This window comes from Kytococcus sedentarius DSM 20547 (assembly GCF_000023925.1).
GTDB lineage: Bacteria > Actinomycetota > Actinomycetes > Actinomycetales > Dermatophilaceae > Kytococcus > Kytococcus sedentarius.
Genome location: NC_013169.1, coordinates 2,147,109 through 2,164,032, shown reverse-complemented (window position 1 = coordinate 2,164,032; position 16,924 = coordinate 2,147,109). Strand labels below are relative to the sequence as shown.

Sequence of the window (16,924 nt, the reverse complement as noted above, 5' to 3'; positions counted from 1 at the left end):
GCAAACCCTCTAGCCCCCGGAACACGAGAGAAGGACATCTGTGCTCGACGTCAACTTCTTCGACGAGCTTCGCATCGGCCAGGCAACGGCCGAGGACATCCGCCAGTGGAGCCACGGCGAGGTCAAGAAGCCCGAGACGATCAACTACCGCACCCTGAAGCCCGAGAAGGACGGACTCTTCTGCGAGAAGATCTTCGGTCCCACCCGGGACTGGGAGTGCTACTGCGGCAAGTACAAGCGCGTCCGCTTCAAGGGCATCATCTGTGAGCGCTGCGGCGTCGAGGTGACCCGTTCGGCCGTGCGCCGTGAGCGCATGGGCCACATCGAGCTGGCCGCCCCGGTCACGCACATCTGGTACTTCAAGGGTGTGCCCAGCCGCCTCGGCTACCTGCTCGACCTGGCGCCGAAGGACCTCGAGAAGGTCATCTACTTCGCGGCCTACGTGATCACCTCGGTGGACGTGGAGGGTCGCCACAACGACCTGCCCTCGCTCGAGGCCGAGATCCAGACCGAGATCAAGGCTGCCGAGAACCGTCGGGACGCGGACGTGGAGGCCCGGGCCAAGAAGCTCGAGACCGACATCGCCGCGCTCGAGGCCGAGGGCGCCAAGTCCGACGCCAAGCGCAAGGTCCGCGACTCCGCGGAGCGCGAGATGAACCAGATCCGCAAGCGCGCCGACCAGCAGATCGAGCGCGTGGAGCAGGTCTGGGACCGCTTCAAGAACCTCAAGGTCCAGGACCTCGAGGGCGACGAGATGCTCTTCCGCGAGATGCGTGACCGCTTCGGCATGTACTTCGAGGGCGGCATGGGTGCCGCGGCGCTGCAGAAGCTGCTGCAGGACTTCGACCTCGAGGCCGAGGCCGAGAAGCTGCGCGAGATCATCGCCACCGGCAAGGGCCAGAAGAAGACCCGTGCCCTGAAGCGACTGAAGGTCGTCACGGCTTTCCTGACCACGGACAACGAGCCGCAGGGCATGGTCCTGGACGCCGTCCCGGTCATCCCGCCGGACCTGCGCCCGATGGTGCAGCTGGACGGTGGCCGCTTCGCGACCTCCGACCTGAACGACCTGTACCGCCGCGTCATCAACCGCAACAACCGCCTCAAGCGCCTGTTGGACCTCGGTGCCCCCGAGATCATCATCAACAACGAGAAGCGGATGCTGCAGGAGTCGGTCGACTCGCTGTTCGACAACGGTCGTCGCGGTCGTCCGGTCACCGGGCCGGGCAACCGCCCGCTGAAGTCGCTGTCCGACATGCTCAAGGGCAAGCAGGGGCGTTTCCGCCAGAACCTGCTGGGCAAGCGCGTGGACTACTCGGGCCGTTCGGTCATCGTGGTGGGTCCGCAGCTGAAGCTGCACCAGTGTGGTCTGCCCAAGCAGATGGCCCTGGAGCTCTTCAAGCCGTTCGTGATGAAGCGCCTGGTCGACCTCGACCACGCGCAGAACATCAAGTCGGCCAAGCGCATGGTCGAGCGCCAGAACCCGATGGTGTGGGACGTCCTCGAAGAGGTCATCACCGAGCACCCGGTGCTGCTGAACCGTGCGCCCACGCTGCACCGCCTCGGCATCCAGGCCTTCGAGCCGCAGCTGATCGAGGGCAAGGCGATCCAGATCCACCCGCTGGTCTGCACCGCTTTCAACGCCGACTTCGACGGTGACCAGATGGCCGTGCACGTGCCGCTGTCCGCCGAGGCGCAGGCCGAGGCCCGCATCCTGATGCTGTCGAGCAACAACATCCTGAAGCCGGCCGACGGTCGACCGGTGACCATGCCCACCCAGGACATGATCATCGGCCTGTACCACCTCACCTCCCAGGTGCTCGGCACCGAGGAGACCGAGGTGAAGGACATGCGTCACTTCACCAGCCAGGCCGAGGCCCGCATGGCCTTCGACCGGGGCGAGATCCAGCTGGGCACCCCGGTCGTCATGCGCCTGCCGCACGTCGTGCCGCCGGCGGACTTCGAGGGCGAGGTGGAGCTCGACGACAAGGGCTACGCCCCGGTGCTGACGCTCCCGACGACGCTGGGCCGGGCGATCTTCAACGAGTCCCTGCCGGAGAACTTCCCGTTCGTCAACAACCCGGTGGACAAGAAGGTCCTGTCCAACATCATCAACGCCCTGGCTGAGCGCTACGACAAGGTCGACGTAGCCGCCTCGCTGGACGCGTTGAAGGAGAACGGCTTCTACTGGGCGTCCCGCTCGGGCACGACCGTGGCCATCTCCGACGTCGTGGTGCCGGACAACAAGACCGACATCCTCGAGGGTTACGAGACCAAGGCCGCCAAGGTCCAGGTCCAGTACGAGCGCGGTCTGATCACCGACGACGAGCGCCGTCAGGAGCTCATCGAGATCTGGACCCAGGCGACCAACGAGGTCGCGAAGGTGATGGAGGCCAACTTCCCGGCCGACAACCCCATCTACCGCATGGTCACCTCCGGTGCCCGTGGTAACTGGTTCCAGCTGCGTCAGATCGCTGGCATGCGTGGCCTGATGGCCAACCCGAAGGGCGAGATCATCCCGCGTCCGATCAAGGCCTCGTTCCGCGAGGGCCTGACGGTGCTGGAGTTCTTCATCTCGACGCACGGTGCCCGCAAGGGTCTGGCCGACACCGCCCTGCGTACCGCGGACTCGGGCTACCTGACCCGTCGTCTGGTGGACGTCTCGCAGGACGTCATCGTCCGCGAGGCCGACTGTGGCACCGGTCGCGGTGTCGAGGTGACCATCGGTCACCGCGGCTCGGACGGCACCGTCGTGATGGACGAGGAGGTCGAGTCGAGCGCCTACGCCCGGACGATCGCCGAGGACGTCGAGGCCGATGGTGTGACCGTCGCCGAGGCGGGTGACGACCTGGGTGACGTGCTCATCGAGCAGCTCGTCGCCGCGGGCGTGGACAAGGTCAAGGTGCGCTCGGTGCTCACCTGCCAGTCCTCCGTCGGCACCTGTGCCAAGTGCTACGGCCGCTCGCTGGCCACCGGCCAGCTGGTGGACATTGGTGAGGCCGTCGGCATCGTCGCCGCGCAGTCGATCGGTGAGCCCGGTACCCAGCTGACGATGCGTACCTTCCACACCGGTGGTGTGGCCGGTGACGACATCACGCAGGGTCTGCCGCGTGTGGTCGAGCTGTTCGAGGCCCGTACCCCCAAGGGTGTGGCCCCGATCGCCGAGGCCGCGGGTCGCATCCGCATCGAGGACGCGGACAAGCAGCGCCGCATCATCCTGGTGCCGGACGACGGCACCGAGGAGCACGCCTACCTCGTCGGCAAGCGCGCCCGCGTGCTGGTCGAGGAGGGCCAGGCCGTCGAGGCCGGGCAGCAGCTGGTCATGGGTGCCGTCGACCCGAAGCAGGTCCTGCGCATCCTCGGTCCGCGTGCGGTGCAGCAGCACCTCGTGGACGAGGTCCAGGGCGTGTACCGCCAGCAGGGTGTGTCGATCCACCAGAAGCACATCGAGGTCATCGTGCGGCAGATGCTGCGCCGCATCACGATCATCGAGGAGGGCGAGGCCAACCTGCTCGCCGGTGACCTGGTGGAGCGGTCCCGCTTCGAGACCGAGAACCGCCGCGTGGTGGCCGAGGGTGGCAAGCCCGCCTCCGGTCGTCCTGAGCTGATGGGCATCACCAAGGCCTCGTTGGCCACGGAGTCCTGGCTGTCGGCCGCCTCCTTCCAGGAGACGACCCGCGTCCTCACCGAGGCCGCGATGCACGGCAAGGGCGACCCGCTGCTGGGCCTCAAGGAGAACGTCATCCTCGGAAAGCTCATCCCGGCCGGTACCGGGCTGCAGCGCTACCGCAACGTGACGGTGGAGCCCACCGAGGAGGCGAAGGCCCAGGCGTACTCGATGACCGACTTCGAGAGCTTCGACTTCTCGACCTTCGGCGAGGGCACCGGCGAGGCCGTCCGCCTCGACGAGGTCGACACCGGCGACTACCGCTGGTGATCGCGGCCTGACGGCCCCGGCCGTCGGCCACCGGAGGAGGGCCCACCCGCGCACTGCGGGTGGGCCCTCCTCGATTTGTCCGCATCCCGTGCGTGTCATAGACTCCTCGATTGGCGTGGGTCCATCTCGCGTCACCTCTGCCGGGCAGCCGAGCCGCCCGCGCACCGGACGGTCGACCGGAACCCCTCGTGGGAGACGGGCCCGATCCCTCGCGTGCGGGGCACGGAAGTGCAGGTGGAGGAGCGTGCGACTCACCTCGGGTGGTCGTTCCGCGTGCGGAGCCCAGCGCTCCCGCGTGACCCCAGCCCGACCGTCGCACGACTGACCCAGGAGCCGCGTCTGCGGCGACAACGACGAAACACGGAGTTTCATCAGTGCCTACCATCAACCAGCTGGTCCGCAAGGGCCGCCGGGACAAGGTCAAGAAGCTTGACGCCCCGGCCCTCAAGGGCTCGCCCCAGCGTCGTGGCGTGTGCACCCGCGTGTACACGACCACCCCGAAGAAGCCGAACTCGGCCCTCCGCAAGGTTGCGCGTGTGCGCCTGACCAGCGGCATCGAGGTCACGGCCTACATCCCCGGCGTCGGCCACAACCTGCAGGAGCACTCCATCGTGCTCGTGCGTGGCGGCGGCGTGAAGGACCTCCCGGGTGTCCGCTACAAGATCATCCGCGGTGCCCTCGACGCCCAGGGCGTCAAGGACCGCAACCAGGCACGTTCGCACTACGGCGCCAAGAAGGAGAAGAAGTAATGCCTCGTAAGGGCCCCGCTCCCAAGCGTCCGTTGGCCGTCGACCCGGTGCACGGGTCGCAGCTGGTCACCCAGCTGGTGAACAAGATCCTGCTGGACGGCAAGAAGTCCGTCGCCGAGTCCATCGTCTACGGCGCCCTCGAGGGCGTTCAGGAGAAGACCGGCACGGACCCCGTCCAGACCCTCAAGCGCGCGCTGGACAACATCCGTCCGGCCCTCGAGGTCAAGTCCCGCCGCGTGGGTGGCGCCACCTACCAGGTGCCGATCGAGGTCAAGCCCGGTCGTGCGACCACGCTGTCCCTGCGCTGGCTGGTGGGCTACGCCCGCCAGCGTCGCGAGAAGACGATGACCGAGCGCCTCATGAACGAGATCCTCGACGCGTCCAACGGCCTGGGTGCCGCGGTGAAGCGTCGCGAGGACACGCACAAGATGGCCGAGGCCAACAAGGCGTTCGCGCACTACCGCTGGTGACCGGGTGGTCACCGGGAGCAGTCCCTGCCCCCGGTGACCACCGTCCCGGCGCCTGCACCCCCGCAGGCCACCCTGACGAACACACACTCGAGCGAGAAGAGAGACCGTGGCACAGGACGTCCTCACGGACCTCAAGCAGGTCCGCAACATCGGCATCATGGCGCACATCGATGCCGGAAAGACCACGACCACCGAGCGCATCCTGTTCTACACGGGTGTGAACCACAAGATGGGTGAGACCCACGACGGTGCGTCGACGACCGACTGGATGGAGCAGGAGAAGGAGCGGGGCATCACCATCACCTCCGCTGCTGTCACCTCCTTCTGGAAGGGCACGCAGATCAACCTGATCGACACGCCCGGCCACGTGGACTTCACGGTCGAGGTGGAGCGCAACCTCCGCGTCCTGGACGGCGCCGTCGCCGTCTTCGACGGCAAGGAGGGTGTCGAGCCCCAGTCCGAGACCGTGTGGCGCCAGGCCGACAAGTACGGCGTGCCCCGCATGTGCTTCATCAACAAGATGGACAAGATGGGCGCGGACTTCTACTACTCCGTGCAGACGATGGTCGACCGCCTCGGCGCGAACCCGCTCGTCATGCAGTTGCCCATCGGTGCGGAGTCCGACTTCATCGGCATGGTCGACCTGGTCACCATGAAGGCGTTCACCTGGTCCAAGGAGACCCCGCTGGGCGAGGCCTACCAGATCGAGGAGATCCCGGCCGACCTGCAGGACAAGGCTGACGAGTACCGCGCTGCCCTGGTGGAGAAGGTCGCCGAGTCCGACGAGGCGCTGCTCGAGAAGTACCTGGGCGGCGAGGACCTGACCGAGGACGAGATCCGCGCCGGCGTGCGTACCCTCACCCTCGCGGGCGAGGTCAACCCCGTGTTCTGTGGCACCGCCTTCAAGAACAAGGGCGTGCAGCCGCTGCTCGACGCCGTCGTGGCCTACCTGCCCTCCCCGGTGGACCTGCCCCCGATCGAGGGTCACCTGCCGGGCGACGAGGAGAACGTGGTGCTGCGCAAGCCGTCCTCGGACGAGCCCTTCGCGGCCCTGGCCTTCAAGATCGCCACGCACCCCTTCTTCGGCACGCTGACTTACATCCGCGTGTACTCCGGTGAGATCACGTCCGGTTCGGCCGTGCTCAACGCCACCAAGGGCAAGAAGGAGCGTCTGGGCAAGCTGTTCCAGATGCACGCCAACAAGGAGAACCCGGTCGAGAAGGTCTCCGCGGGCCACATCTACGCGGTGATCGGCCTCAAGGACACCACCACCGGTGACACGCTGTCGTCGCCGGAGAAGCCGGCCGTCCTGGAGTCCATGACCTTCCCGGCGCCGGTCATCCACGTCGCCATCGAGCCGAAGACGAAGGGTGACCAGGAGAAGCTCTCCACGGCCATCCAGAAGCTGGCCGAGGAGGACCCCACCTTCACTGTGAACCTCGACGAGGACACGGGCCAGACCGTCATCGGCGGCATGGGCGAGCTCCACCTGGACATCCTGGTGGACCGCATGAAGCGTGAGTTCAAGGTCGAGGCCAACGTGGGCGCCCCGCAGGTGGCCTACCGCGAGACCATTCGCGGCACGGTCGACAAGCTGGACTACACCCACAAGAAGCAGACCGGTGGTTCGGGTCAGTTCGCCAAGGTCCAGCTCAAGTTCGAGCCGCTGGAGCAGGGCGACGAGGACGCGGCGCTCTACGAGTTCGAGAACGCCGTCACCGGTGGTCGCGTGCCGCGTGAGTACATCCCCTCGGTGGACCAGGGCATCCAGGAGGCCATGCAGCTCGGTGTCCTCGCCGGCTACCCGCTGGTCGGCATCAAGGCGACGCTGCTCGATGGCGCCTACCACGACGTCGACTCGAGTGAGATGGCGTTCAAGATCGCCGGTTCCATGGCGCTCAAGGAGGCCGTCCGCAAGGCCAACCCGGTTCTCCTCGAGCCGATGATGGCGGTCGAGGTGCGCACGCCCGAGGAGTACATGGGCGACGTCATCGGCGACATCAACTCGCGTCGTGGCACCATCCAGTCGATGGAGGACGCCTCGGGTGCGAAGGTCGTGCGCGGCACGGTGCCGCTGTCCGAGATGTTCGGGTACGTCGGTGACCTGCGGTCCAAGACCCAGGGTCGCGCCAACTACTCGATGCAGTTCGACTCCTACGGCGAGGTTCCCAAGAGCGTCGCCGAGGAGATCGTCAAGAAGGTTCGTGGCGAGTGAGCCCTCACGGGTACACTCTGTGAGCCTGATTCGCAACACTTCCCAGTAACCAGCAATACTCACGCACTGACCACCGCAATCCCGCGGTGACCCCAGCGTGACACCACACGTCCAACAGGAGGACCCCAGTGGCGAAGGCAAAGTTCGAGCGGAGCAAGCCGCACGTCAACATCGGCACCATCGGTCACATCGACCACGGCAAGACGACGCTGACGGCTGCCATCTCCAAGGTGCTGCACGACCGTTACCCCGAGCTGAACGAGGCGTCGCCTTTCGACACCATCGACAAGGCTCCGGAGGAGAAGCAGCGCGGCATCACGATCTCGATCTCCCACATCGAGTACCAGACCGAGGAGCGCCACTACGCGCACGTCGACTGCCCCGGTCACGCTGACTACGTGAAGAACATGATCACCGGTGCTGCCCAGATGGACGGCGCCATCCTCGTGGTCGCCGCCACCGACGGCCCGATGCCGCAGACCAAGGAGCACGTCCTCCTGGCCCGCCAGGTCGGCGTTCCGTACATCTGCGTGGCGCTCAACAAGTCCGACATGGTCGACGACGAGGAGATCATGGAGCTCGTCGAGATGGAGGTCCGTGAGCTCCTCTCGGAGTACGACTTCCCGGGCGACGACGTCCCGGTGGTCCAGGTGTCTGCTCTGAAGGCCCTCGAGGGCGACGAGAAGTGGGGCGACCAGATCATCGAGCTGATGACCGAGGTCGACAAGGCGATCCCGGAGCCGGAGCGCGACATCGATAAGCCCTTCCTCATGCCGGTCGAGGACGTGTTCACCATCACCGGTCGCGGCACCGTGGTGACCGGTCGTATCGAGCGTGGCATCCTGAACGTCAACGACGAGATCGAGATCGTCGGCATCCAGGAGGAGAAGCAGTCCACCACGGTCACCGGCATCGAGATGTTCCGCAAGCTGCTCGACGAGGGCCGCGCCGGTGAGAACGTCGGCCTGCTGCTCCGTGGCACCAAGCGCGAGGACGTCGAGCGCGGTCAGGTCATCTGCAAGCCGGGCTCGATCACCCCGCACAAGAAGTTCGAGGGCTCGGTCTACATCCTGTCCAAGGACGAGGGTGGCCGTCACACCCCGTTCTACGACAACTACCGCCCGCAGTTCTACTTCCGCACCACCGACGTGACCGGTGTGGTCGACCTGCCGGAGGGCACCGAGATGGTCATGCCCGGTGACAACACCGAGATGTCCGTCGAGCTGATCCAGCCCGTCGCCATGGAGGACGGTCTGAAGTTCGCCATCCGTGAGGGTGGTCGTACGGTCGGCGCCGGCCAGGTCACCAAGATCCTGGACTGATCCAGCGCCCGCGAGGGCACTGCGCCGACGCGCTCAGCCGCGTTGACGAAGGCCTCCGATCCCGCAAGGGGTCGGGGGCCTTCGGCGTGGGTGGCGGTCCCTACGCTGTCCGCCATGGACGGACTCTTCCCCGGCGCGGGGACCCTGCTCAACGTGGTCGCGGTGCTGATGGGGTCCGCGGCGGGCATCGCCTTCGGTTCCCGGTTGCCGCAGCGCATCCACGACGTCGTCACGGACGGGCTGGGGCTGGTGACGCTGATGATGGCGGGTCTGTCGGTGGTGGCGGTCACCTCGCAGGACCTGGTCGCTGCCGTGGGGGAGGGGGTCCCCGTGTTGTTGGTGCTCGGCGCGCTGCTGATCGGTGGCGTGACGGGCTCGGCCCTGCAGATCGAGCGGCGCATGGAGGGGGTGGCCGGGTGGCTGCAACGGCGCCTGGACCGGACGGGCGTGCAGGACGTCCTGGCCGAGGGGGGCGAGGACGGCCCCGGCCCCGATGGGGCGAACGCGCAGGAGCCTGATCACGAGGCCACGCCGCAGGAGCGCTTCGTGCAGGGGTGGACCTCGGCGTCCCTGCTCTTCTGCGTGGGGCCGTTGACGGTGTTGGGGGCCCTGAGCGACGGCCTGGGACTGGGCATCGAACAGCTCGCGCTGAAGTCCGCCCTGGACTTCTTCGCGGCGCTGGCCTTTGCCTCGGCCTTCGGCGTCGGGGTCGTGTTCTCCGCCCTGTCGGTCCTCGTGGTGCAGGGGCTCCTGACGCTGGTGGGCCGGCTGGCAGGGGAGGTGGTCCCCCTGTACGCCGTTGACGTCATGACCGCGGCGGGTGGCTTGTTGCTCATCGGGATCGCCCTGGGGTTGCTGCGCATCCGCACCGTTCCGGTGGGGGACCTGCTCCCAGCCCTCGTGGTCGCGCCGGTGCTGGCCTGGTGCGTCACGCTGGTGTGACGGCCGGGCGATGCGGGTCACGCCCGCACGGATTTGGTGCCCGGACCGCTCTGTGCCACACTAGGGAAGTTGCTTGTTGGGCGATGTATCTGCCTGTCCCCACAGCGTGACCGGGCTCCACCGGCCGGACGTGAACACCACGTATCCGGGCGGCCAGGATGAGGTCACCGACGCGGAGGCAGCCGATCGCCTTTCTGGACGAGGCAGGTCCGACCGTGGAGTCGTGCTCCACTTCCCCTGGGGACGGTCACTGCCCGGCCGGAGCACGAACCCGGTCATCCAGGGGAACGGCCACGCCGATCCCCCACCCCGGAACGACGCCGACGGTGTGGTGTGTCCCGCAAGGGCGACACACCCGAGAGCGTGGGTCGGGGGGATGGCCGCCAAGACCATTAGCGGCACGACGAGAGAGAGTCAACGAACCGATGGCGGGACAGAAGATCCGCATCCGGCTGAAGTCGTATGACCATGAGGTCATCGACTCCTCGGCGCGGAAGATCGTGGACACCGTGACCCGTGCGGGCGCGACCGTGGTGGGCCCTGTGCCCCTCCCGACGGAGAAGAATGTCTTCTGCGTCATCCGGTCCCCGCACAAGTACAAGGACAGCCGAGAGCACTTCGAGATGCGGACGCACAAGCGTCTGATCGACATCGTGGACCCGACCCCCAAGGCCGTGGACTCCCTGATGCGTCTCGACCTGCCGGCTGACGTGAACATCGAGATCAAGCTGTGAGCGCCACGATGACTGAGAACACCATGCAGCGCACCGTCGCCGGCGTTCTGGGCACGAAGCTCGGCATGACCCAGGTCTGGGACGAGGACAACCGTCTCGTGCCCGTGACCGTCGTGCAGGTCGCCCCGAACGTGGTGACGCAGATTCGCACCCAGGACACCGACGGCTACGGCGCCGTCCAGATCGCCACCGGCGACATCGACCCCCGCAAGGTCAGCAACCCCCTGCGCGGTCACTTCGAGAAGGCCGGCGTCACGCCGCGTCGTCACGTGACCGAGCTGCGCACTGCTGACTCGGGTTCCTACGAGCTGGGCCAGGAGCTCACCGTGGAGACCTTCGAGAACGGTGCGACGGTCGACGTCACCGGCACCACCAAGGGCAAGGGTTTCGCCGGTGTCATGAAGCGCCACGGGTTCGCTGGTGTCAGCGCCTCCCACGGTGCGCACCGCAACCACCGCAAGCCCGGTTCCATCGGTGGCTGCGCCACCCCCGGTCGCGTCTTCCGCGGCACCCGCATGGCGGGTCGCATGGGCGGCGAGCGTCAGACCACCCAGAACCTCACGATCCACGCCGTGGACGCCGACAAGGGCCTCCTGCTGATCAAGGGTGCCGTCCCCGGCGCCCGTGGCGGCCTGGTCCTCGTGCGCTCCGCCGCGAAGGGAGCCTGACATGCCGACGATCGACATCATCAGCCCCGCTGGCAAGGCCACCGGTTCGGTTGAGCTGCCCGCCGAGATCTTCGACGTGGCTGCCAACGTGCCGCTGATCCACCAGGTCGTCGTGGCCCAGCTGGCCGCTGCACGCCAGGGCACGCACTCCACCAAGACCCGCGCCGAGGTGCGGGGCGGTGGCCGCAAGCCCTACCGCCAGAAGGGCACTGGTCGCGCCCGCCAGGGTTCGACGCGCGCACCGCAGTTCGCAGGCGGTGGCATCGTCCACGGCCCGCAGCCCCGCGACTACGCCCAGCGGACCCCCAAGAAGATGAAGGCCGCCGCGCTGCGTGGCGCGCTGTCCGACCGTGCCCGTCACGGCCGCATCCACGTGCTGAGCGCCGTCCTCGAGGGCGACGCGCCCTCGAGCAAGGCGGTCAACGCCCTGCTGCGTGGTCAGACCGAGCGTCGCAACCTGCTGGTCGTGCTGGAGCGTGGTGACGAGCTGTCGCTGATGAGCCTGCGCAACCTGCAGAACGTGCACGCCCTGTTCGCCGACCAGCTGAACACCTACGACGTCATGTGCGCCGATGACGTGTTCTTCACGGCCGGTGCGCTGGACGCCTTCATCGCCGGTGGCCAGAAGGCCGCTGCCGACACGAACGCTGCGACGCAGGAGGTTGCCCAGTGAGCACCCCGAACACCGAGTCGAGCACCCAGGTCAACAAGGACCCGCGCGACATCCTCTTCGCGCCGGTCGTCTCCGAGAAGTCCTATGCCCTGCTGGACGAGGGCAAGTACACCTTCCTGGTTGACCCGCGTGCCAACAAGACCGAGATCAAGCTGGCCGTCGAGAAGGTCTTCGACGTCAAGGTCGACTCGGTCCACACGATGAATCGCCAGGGCAAGGCCCGCCGTACTCGCTTCGGCATGGGCCGTCGCAAGGACACCAAGCGCGCCATCGTCACGCTCAAGGAAGGCTCGATCGACATCTTCGGCGCCGGCAACTGAGCCGCCCGAAACGTCGATACGAGACACGAGTACGGAGCTAGGACCTAAATCATGGCAATCCGCAAGCACAAGCCCACGACCCCGGGCCGCCGCGGCTCGAGCGCCGCGGACTTCGTCGAGGTCACGCGCAGCACCCCCGAGAAGTCGCTGGTGCGTCCGCTGACCAAGTCCGGTGGCCGCAACGCCTCCGGCCGCATCACCACCCGGCACATCGGTGGTGGTCACAAGCGCGCTTACCGTCTGATCGACTTTCGTCGGGCAGACAAGGACGGCGTGCCGGCGAAGGTCGCCCACATCGAGTACGACCCCAACCGCACGGCGCGCATCGCGCTGCTGCACTACGCAGACGGCGAGAAGCGCTACATCATCGCGCCGCGCAACCTCGCGCAGGGCGCCCAGGTGGAGTCCGGCCCTACGGCCGACATCAAGCCGGGCAACAACCTGCCGCTGCGCAACATCCCCGTCGGCACGGTGATCCACGCGATCGAGCTCCGCCCCGGTGGCGGCGCCAAGATCGCCCGGTCGGCCGGTACCCGCGTGCAGCTCGTCGCCAAGGACGGCCCCTACGCCCAGCTGCGTATGCCGTCCGGCGAGATCCGCAACGTGGACGCCCGCTGCCGCGCCAGCATCGGCGAGGTCGGCAACGCCGAGCAGTCGAACATCAACTGGGGCAAGGCCGGCCGCATGCGCTGGAAGGGCAAGCGCCCGTCCGTGCGTGGTGTCGTGATGAACCCGGTCGACCACCCGCACGGTGGTGGCGAGGGTCGTACCTCGGGTGGCCGTCACCCGGTGAGCCCCTGGGGCAAGCCGGAGGGCCGCACCCGCAAGAAGGGCAAGGGCAGCGACAAGATGATCGTTCGCCGCCGCCGCACCGGCAAGAAGCGCTGATAGGAGCACCTGAGATGCCTCGTAGCCTCAAGAAGGGCCCCTTCGTCGACGACCACCTTGCCAAGAAGGTGGACGCCCAGAACGAAGCCGGCACCAAGAACGTGATCAAGACCTGGTCCCGCCGGTCGATGATCACCCCGGACATGCTCGGCCACACCCTGGCCGTGCACGACGGCCGCAAGCACGTCCCGGTCTTCGTGACCGAGTCGATGGTTGGCCACAAGCTCGGCGAGTTCGCCCCGACGAAGACCTTCCGTGGTCACGTCAAGGACGACCGCAAGGGCCGTCGCTGATCTCAGCACCGTGATCGCATCCGCGATCACATTCACTCACCACCAGAACGATTGAAGAGGGACTGACATGGAAGCCAAGGCGCAGGCGCGGTACGTCCGCGTGACGCCCATGAAGGCTCGCCGCGTCGTGGACCTGATCCGTGGCAAGCAGGCCTCTGAGGCCCTGGCCGTGCTGCAGTTCGCCCCGCAGGGTGCGAGCGAGCCGGTGATGAAGGTGCTGCAGAGCGCTATTGCGAACGCCCGGTTCATGGCCGACCGTGACGCCACGGCCTTCGACGAGAGCTCGCTGGTCATCAGCGAGGCCTACGTCGACGAGGGCCCGAGCATGAAGCGGTTCCGCCCCCGTGCGCAGGGGCGGGCCAGCAAGATCCTGAAGCGCACGAGCCACATCACCGTGCTCGTGTCGCAGGAGACCGACGAGAATGCCAAGGGAGGGACCCGCTGATGGGTCAGAAGATCAACCCGCACGGCTTCCGTCTGGGCATCACCACCGACCACAAGAGCCGCTGGTTCGCCGACTCCTCTGCCGAGGGTCAGCGTTACGCCGACTTCGTGGGCGAGGACGTCGCCATCCGCAAGCTGCTGTCCAGCGGCATGGAGCGCGCCGGCATCGCCAAGGTCGAGATCGAGCGCACCCGTGACCGCGTGCGTGTGGACATCCACACCGCTCGCCCGGGCATCGTCATCGGTCGCCGTGGCGCCGAGGCGGACCGTCTGCGTGGCCAGCTCGAGAAGCTGACCGGCAAGCAGGTCCAGCTCAACATCCTCGAGGTGAAGAACCCCGAGGCCGTCGCCCAGCTCGTGGCCCAGGGCATCGCCGAGCAGCTGTCTGCTCGTGTGTCGACCCGTCGCGCCATGAAGAAGGGCATCCAGTCCGCGCAGCGCGCCGGTGCCAAGGGCATCCGGGTGCAGTGCTCGGGTCGCCTCGGTGGCGCCGAGATGAGCCGCACGGAGTTCTACCGCGAGGGTCGTGTGCCGCTGCACACCCTGCGCGCCAACATCGACTACGGCTTCTACGAGGCACGTACGACGTTCGGCCGCATCGGTGTCAAGGTCTGGATCTACCAGGGCGACATGACCGACAAGGAGCTCGCTCGCGAGCAGGCGAACGCGCCGCAGCAGCGTCGTGGCCGGGGCGACCGTCCCGGTGGCGGTCCCCGTGGCCGCGGTGGCGACGCCCCGCGTGGCCGCGGTCGTGGCCCGCGTCGTGACGCTCCGGACGCCGCACCGGCCGGTGCCGGTGAGGCCAAGGCCGCCGAGGGAGGCGAGAACTGATGCTGATCCCGCGTCGTGTGAAGCACCGCAAGCAGCACCACCCCAAGCGTGGTGGCGCCTCGAAGGGCGGCACGCAGCTGGCCTTCGGTGACTACGGCATCCAGGCCCTGGGCCCCGCCTACGTCACCAACCGTCAGATCGAGTCCGCTCGTATCGCGATGACCCGCTACATCAAGCGAGGCGGAAAGGTGTGGATCAACATCTACCCCGACCGTCCGCTGACCAAGAAGCCTGCCGAGGTCCGCATGGGTTCCGGTAAGGGTTCGCCGGAGTGGTGGGTCGCCAACGTCAAGCCGGGCCGCATCATGTTCGAGCTCTCGGGTGTGACCGACGACGTCGCCCGCGAGGCGCTCCGACTGGCCATGCACAAGCTTCCGATGAAGTGCCGCATCGTGGCACGTGAGGGTGGTGACGCCTGATGGCGCTCGGCTCCGACGACAAGACGATGACCGACCTGCGCGGCCTGGACGACCAGGGCCTGCGTGACGCCCTGGCCGAGGCGAAGCAGGAGCTGTTCAACCTGCGTTTCCAGTCCGCCACGGGCCAGCTGTCCAACAGCAGCCGCCTCCGCGCGGTCCGCAAGGACATCGCCCGTATCTACACCGAGATGCGCGAGCGCGAGCTCAACATCGGCCGCGCCGCCCAGGAGGCCTGATGTCCGAGCAGACCACGCCCGAGGTGTCCGAGTCCGGCAAGCTGCTGGCTCCCGGTGGCCGTCAGTTCCGCAAGGAGCGCCGCGGCTACGTCGTGTCCGACAAGATGGAGAAGACCATCACCGTCGCACTCGAGGAGCACGTGAAGCACGCTCTGTACGGCAAGGTCATCCGCAAGACCAAGAAGGTCAAGGCGCACGACGAGGAGAACACCGCCGGTGTCGGCGACCTCGTCCGCATCGCCGAGACCCGCCCGACCTCTGCGACCAAGCGCTGGCGCCTGGTCGAGGTCGTGGAGAAGGCCAAGTAAGACCCATCGATGGTGGGGGCCCGCACTGTGGTCCCGCCCGGCCCCGCGCCCGCGGGACCCCGGTGCCCGCCCCCACCTTCAGCCCATCCGGTTCGGCAAGGCTCACCCCCGTACGGCGGGGTGAGAACCTGCTCGACGACAGGAGTTTGCAGTGATCCAGCAGGAGTCGCGACTGCGCGTCGCCGACAACACCGGTGCCAAGGAGATCCTTTGCATCCGTGTTCTCGGTGGTTCGGGCCGTCGTTACGCCGGCATCGGCGACACGATCGTCGCGTCGGTGAAGGACGCCATCCCCGGCGGCAACGTGAAGAAGGGTGACGTCGTCAAGGCGGTCATCGTTCGCACGACGAAGGAGCGGCGCCGTCCCGACGGCAGCTACATCCGCTTCGACGAGAACGCCGCCGTCATCCTCAAGGCCGACGGGGAGCCCCGTGGCACCCGCATCTTCGGCCCGGTCGGCCGCGAGCTGCGTGACAACCAGTTCATGCGCATCGTGTCGCTGGCCCCGGAGGTGATCTGAGCCATGGCGAAGATGAAGATCAAGAAGAACGACCTGGTCCAGGTGGTGACCGGCCGCAAGCAGGAGAACGGCGGTGACCGCGGCAAGACCGGTCGTGTGATCGAGGTCTACCCCGAGCGCAACCGCGTGCTCGTGGAGGGCATCAACCGCGTGACCAAGCACACCAAGGCTGGTGTGGGCGGTGGCGCCGGCGGCATCCAGACCGTCGAGGCCCCCATCCACGTGTCCAACGTGGCGCTGGTGGACCCGGAGACCAACACGCCGACCCGCGTTCGCACGCGTGTCGAGAACGTCGAGCGCAACGGCCGCACCAAGGCCACCCGGACCCGCGTGTCCGTGCGCTCGGGCAAGGACCTGGCATGAGTGAGACCACTGAGATGACCGAGCAGACCGCTGCTCCGGCCGAGCGTCCGGTGCCGCGTCTGAAGGAGCGTTACCGCTCTGAGATCCGCGAGGCGCTGAAGTCCGAGTTCGGCTACGCCAACGTGATGCAGATCCCCGGCGTCACCAAGGTCGTCGTGAACATGGGTGTGGGCGACGCCGCCCGCGACTCCAAGCTCATCGACGGCGCGATCCGCGACCTGACCACCATCACCGGCCAGAAGCCGCGGGTGAACCGGGCCACGAAGTCCATCGCGCAGTTCAAGCTGCGTGAGGGCATGCCCATCGGTGCGAACGTCACCCTGCGTGGCGACCGCATGTGGGAGTTCCTGGACCGCCTGGTGTCGGTGGCGCTGCCCCGTATCCGCGACTTCCGCGGCCTGTCGCCGAAGCAGTTCGACGGCAAGGGCAACTACACCTTCGGTCTCACGGAGCAGTCCATGTTCCACGAGATCGACCAGGACAAGATCGACCGCGTCCGCGGGATGGACATCACGGTCGTGACCACCGCCGAGACCGACGACGAGGGCCGTGCGCTGCTTCGCGCGCTGGGCTTCCCGTTCAAGGAGAACTGATC

20 protein-coding genes are annotated in these 16,924 nt (G+C 67.3%); all 20 read left to right on the top strand.

The window, feature by feature from the left end; all coding sequences use genetic code 11:
• Window positions 1-40 precede the first annotated feature (40 nt).
• Complete coding sequence (locus KSED_RS10260) at window positions 41-3,934, top strand: DNA-directed RNA polymerase subunit beta' (RefSeq protein ID WP_015780025.1); 3,894 nt, start codon at window positions 41-43, stop codon at window positions 3,932-3,934.
• 374 nt (window positions 3,935-4,308) lie between these two features.
• Entirely contained in the window at window positions 4,309-4,683 is a 375-nt protein-coding gene (gene rpsL, locus KSED_RS10255) for a 30S ribosomal protein S12 (protein ID WP_015780024.1), read from the top strand.
• A complete protein-coding gene (gene rpsG, locus KSED_RS10250) occupies window positions 4,683-5,153 on the top strand; it encodes a 30S ribosomal protein S7 (RefSeq protein ID WP_015780023.1) in 471 nt (156 codons plus the stop codon). Before rpsL ends, rpsG begins: the two co-directional genes overlap by 1 nt.
• A 106-nt stretch (window positions 5,154-5,259) precedes the next feature.
• Window positions 5,260-7,368, top strand: a complete 2,109-nt coding sequence (gene fusA / locus KSED_RS10245) for an elongation factor G (protein ID WP_015780022.1) — start codon at window positions 5,260-5,262, stop codon at window positions 7,366-7,368.
• A gap of 128 nt (window positions 7,369-7,496) precedes the next feature.
• Complete coding sequence (gene tuf / locus KSED_RS10240) at window positions 7,497-8,690, top strand: elongation factor Tu (protein ID WP_015780021.1); 1,194 nt, start codon at window positions 7,497-7,499, stop codon at window positions 8,688-8,690.
• A 114-nt stretch (window positions 8,691-8,804) separates the two neighbouring features.
• On the top strand, window positions 8,805-9,632 hold the full coding sequence (locus KSED_RS10235; protein ID WP_015780020.1) for a DUF554 family protein: 828 nt from the start codon (window positions 8,805-8,807) through the stop codon (window positions 9,630-9,632).
• A gap of 425 nt (window positions 9,633-10,057) precedes the next feature.
• Entirely contained in the window at window positions 10,058-10,366 is a 309-nt protein-coding gene (rpsJ, locus tag KSED_RS10230; protein ID WP_006946210.1) for a 30S ribosomal protein S10, read from the top strand.
• A gap of 8 nt (window positions 10,367-10,374) precedes the next feature.
• Window positions 10,375-11,034 (top strand): 50S ribosomal protein L3, encoded by a 660-nt coding sequence (rplC, locus tag KSED_RS10225; RefSeq protein WP_015780019.1) that lies wholly within the window; start codon window positions 10,375-10,377, stop codon window positions 11,032-11,034.
• Window position 11,035: 1 nt separating this feature from the next.
• Window positions 11,036-11,707 carry a 50S ribosomal protein L4 gene (gene rplD / locus KSED_RS10220; RefSeq protein WP_015780018.1) on the top strand — a complete coding sequence of 224 codons (672 nt, stop codon included), beginning with the start codon at window positions 11,036-11,038 and terminating at the stop codon, window positions 11,705-11,707.
• Complete coding sequence (gene rplW, locus KSED_RS10215; RefSeq protein ID WP_015780017.1) at window positions 11,704-12,027, top strand: 50S ribosomal protein L23; 324 nt, start codon at window positions 11,704-11,706, stop codon at window positions 12,025-12,027. The genes rplD and rplW overlap by 4 nt, the downstream gene beginning before the upstream one ends.
• 51 nt (window positions 12,028-12,078) lie before the next feature.
• Entirely contained in the window at window positions 12,079-12,915 is an 837-nt protein-coding gene (gene rplB, locus KSED_RS10210) for a 50S ribosomal protein L2 (protein ID WP_015780016.1), read from the top strand.
• A 14-nt stretch (window positions 12,916-12,929) separates the two neighbouring features.
• Entirely contained in the window at window positions 12,930-13,208 is a 279-nt protein-coding gene (gene rpsS / locus KSED_RS10205) for a 30S ribosomal protein S19 (protein ID WP_015780015.1), read from the top strand.
• 67 nt (window positions 13,209-13,275) lie between these two features.
• Window positions 13,276-13,653, top strand: coding sequence for a 50S ribosomal protein L22 (rplV, locus tag KSED_RS10200; protein WP_015780014.1), 378 nt, complete (start codon window positions 13,276-13,278; stop codon window positions 13,651-13,653).
• The gene (gene rpsC / locus KSED_RS10195) at window positions 13,653-14,483 is read left to right on the top strand and encodes a 30S ribosomal protein S3 (protein WP_015780013.1); all 831 of its coding nucleotides are present in this window, start codon (window positions 13,653-13,655) and stop codon (window positions 14,481-14,483) included. Before rplV ends, rpsC begins: the two co-directional genes overlap by 1 nt.
• Window positions 14,483-14,902: a 50S ribosomal protein L16 gene (gene rplP / locus KSED_RS10190; protein ID WP_015780012.1), complete on the top strand. Its 420-nt coding sequence runs from the start codon at window positions 14,483-14,485 to the stop codon at window positions 14,900-14,902. Before rpsC ends, rplP begins: the two co-directional genes overlap by 1 nt.
• Window positions 14,902-15,138, top strand: coding sequence for a 50S ribosomal protein L29 (rpmC, locus tag KSED_RS10185; protein WP_015780011.1), 237 nt, complete (start codon window positions 14,902-14,904; stop codon window positions 15,136-15,138). Before rplP ends, rpmC begins: the two co-directional genes overlap by 1 nt.
• Entirely contained in the window at window positions 15,138-15,446 is a 309-nt protein-coding gene (gene rpsQ, locus KSED_RS10180; protein WP_015780010.1) for a 30S ribosomal protein S17, read from the top strand. Before rpmC ends, rpsQ begins: the two co-directional genes overlap by 1 nt.
• 151 nt (window positions 15,447-15,597) lie before the next feature.
• Window positions 15,598-15,966, top strand: coding sequence for a 50S ribosomal protein L14 (rplN, locus tag KSED_RS10175; RefSeq protein ID WP_015780009.1), 369 nt, complete (start codon window positions 15,598-15,600; stop codon window positions 15,964-15,966).
• 3 nt (window positions 15,967-15,969) lie between these two features.
• On the top strand, window positions 15,970-16,329 hold the full coding sequence (rplX, locus tag KSED_RS10170) for a 50S ribosomal protein L24 (protein WP_015780008.1): 360 nt from the start codon (window positions 15,970-15,972) through the stop codon (window positions 16,327-16,329).
• Window positions 16,326-16,922, top strand: coding sequence for a 50S ribosomal protein L5 (gene rplE / locus KSED_RS10165; protein WP_041290930.1), 597 nt, complete (start codon window positions 16,326-16,328; stop codon window positions 16,920-16,922). Before rplX ends, rplE begins: the two co-directional genes overlap by 4 nt.
• Window positions 16,923-16,924: the final 2 nt, after the last annotated feature.

What these genes read in the sequence shown, in the direction of transcription:
- rpsG (WP_015780023.1), top strand. Translation starts at nt 4,683, where the DNA reads ATGCCTCGTAAGGGCCCCGCTCCCAAGCGTCCGTTGGCCGTCGACCCG.
- KSED_RS10235 (WP_015780020.1), top strand. Translation starts at nt 8,805, where the DNA reads ATGGACGGACTCTTCCCCGGCGCGGGGACCCTGCTCAACGTGGTCGCG.
- rpsJ (WP_006946210.1), top strand. Translation starts at nt 10,058, where the DNA reads ATGGCGGGACAGAAGATCCGCATCCGGCTGAAGTCGTATGACCATGAG.
- rplC (WP_015780019.1), top strand. Translation starts at nt 10,375, where the DNA reads ATGACTGAGAACACCATGCAGCGCACCGTCGCCGGCGTTCTGGGCACG.
- rplD (WP_015780018.1), top strand. Translation starts at nt 11,036, where the DNA reads ATGCCGACGATCGACATCATCAGCCCCGCTGGCAAGGCCACCGGTTCG.
- rplB (WP_015780016.1), top strand. Translation starts at nt 12,079, where the DNA reads ATGGCAATCCGCAAGCACAAGCCCACGACCCCGGGCCGCCGCGGCTCG.
- rpsS (WP_015780015.1), top strand. Translation starts at nt 12,930, where the DNA reads ATGCCTCGTAGCCTCAAGAAGGGCCCCTTCGTCGACGACCACCTTGCC.
- rplV (WP_015780014.1), top strand. Translation starts at nt 13,276, where the DNA reads ATGGAAGCCAAGGCGCAGGCGCGGTACGTCCGCGTGACGCCCATGAAG.
- rpsC (WP_015780013.1), top strand. Translation starts at nt 13,653, where the DNA reads ATGGGTCAGAAGATCAACCCGCACGGCTTCCGTCTGGGCATCACCACC.
- rplP (WP_015780012.1), top strand. Translation starts at nt 14,483, where the DNA reads ATGCTGATCCCGCGTCGTGTGAAGCACCGCAAGCAGCACCACCCCAAG.
- rpmC (WP_015780011.1), top strand. Translation starts at nt 14,902, where the DNA reads ATGGCGCTCGGCTCCGACGACAAGACGATGACCGACCTGCGCGGCCTG.
- rpsQ (WP_015780010.1), top strand. Translation starts at nt 15,138, where the DNA reads ATGTCCGAGCAGACCACGCCCGAGGTGTCCGAGTCCGGCAAGCTGCTG.
- rplX (WP_015780008.1), top strand. Translation starts at nt 15,970, where the DNA reads ATGGCGAAGATGAAGATCAAGAAGAACGACCTGGTCCAGGTGGTGACC.
- rplE (WP_041290930.1), top strand. Translation starts at nt 16,326, where the DNA reads ATGAGTGAGACCACTGAGATGACCGAGCAGACCGCTGCTCCGGCCGAG.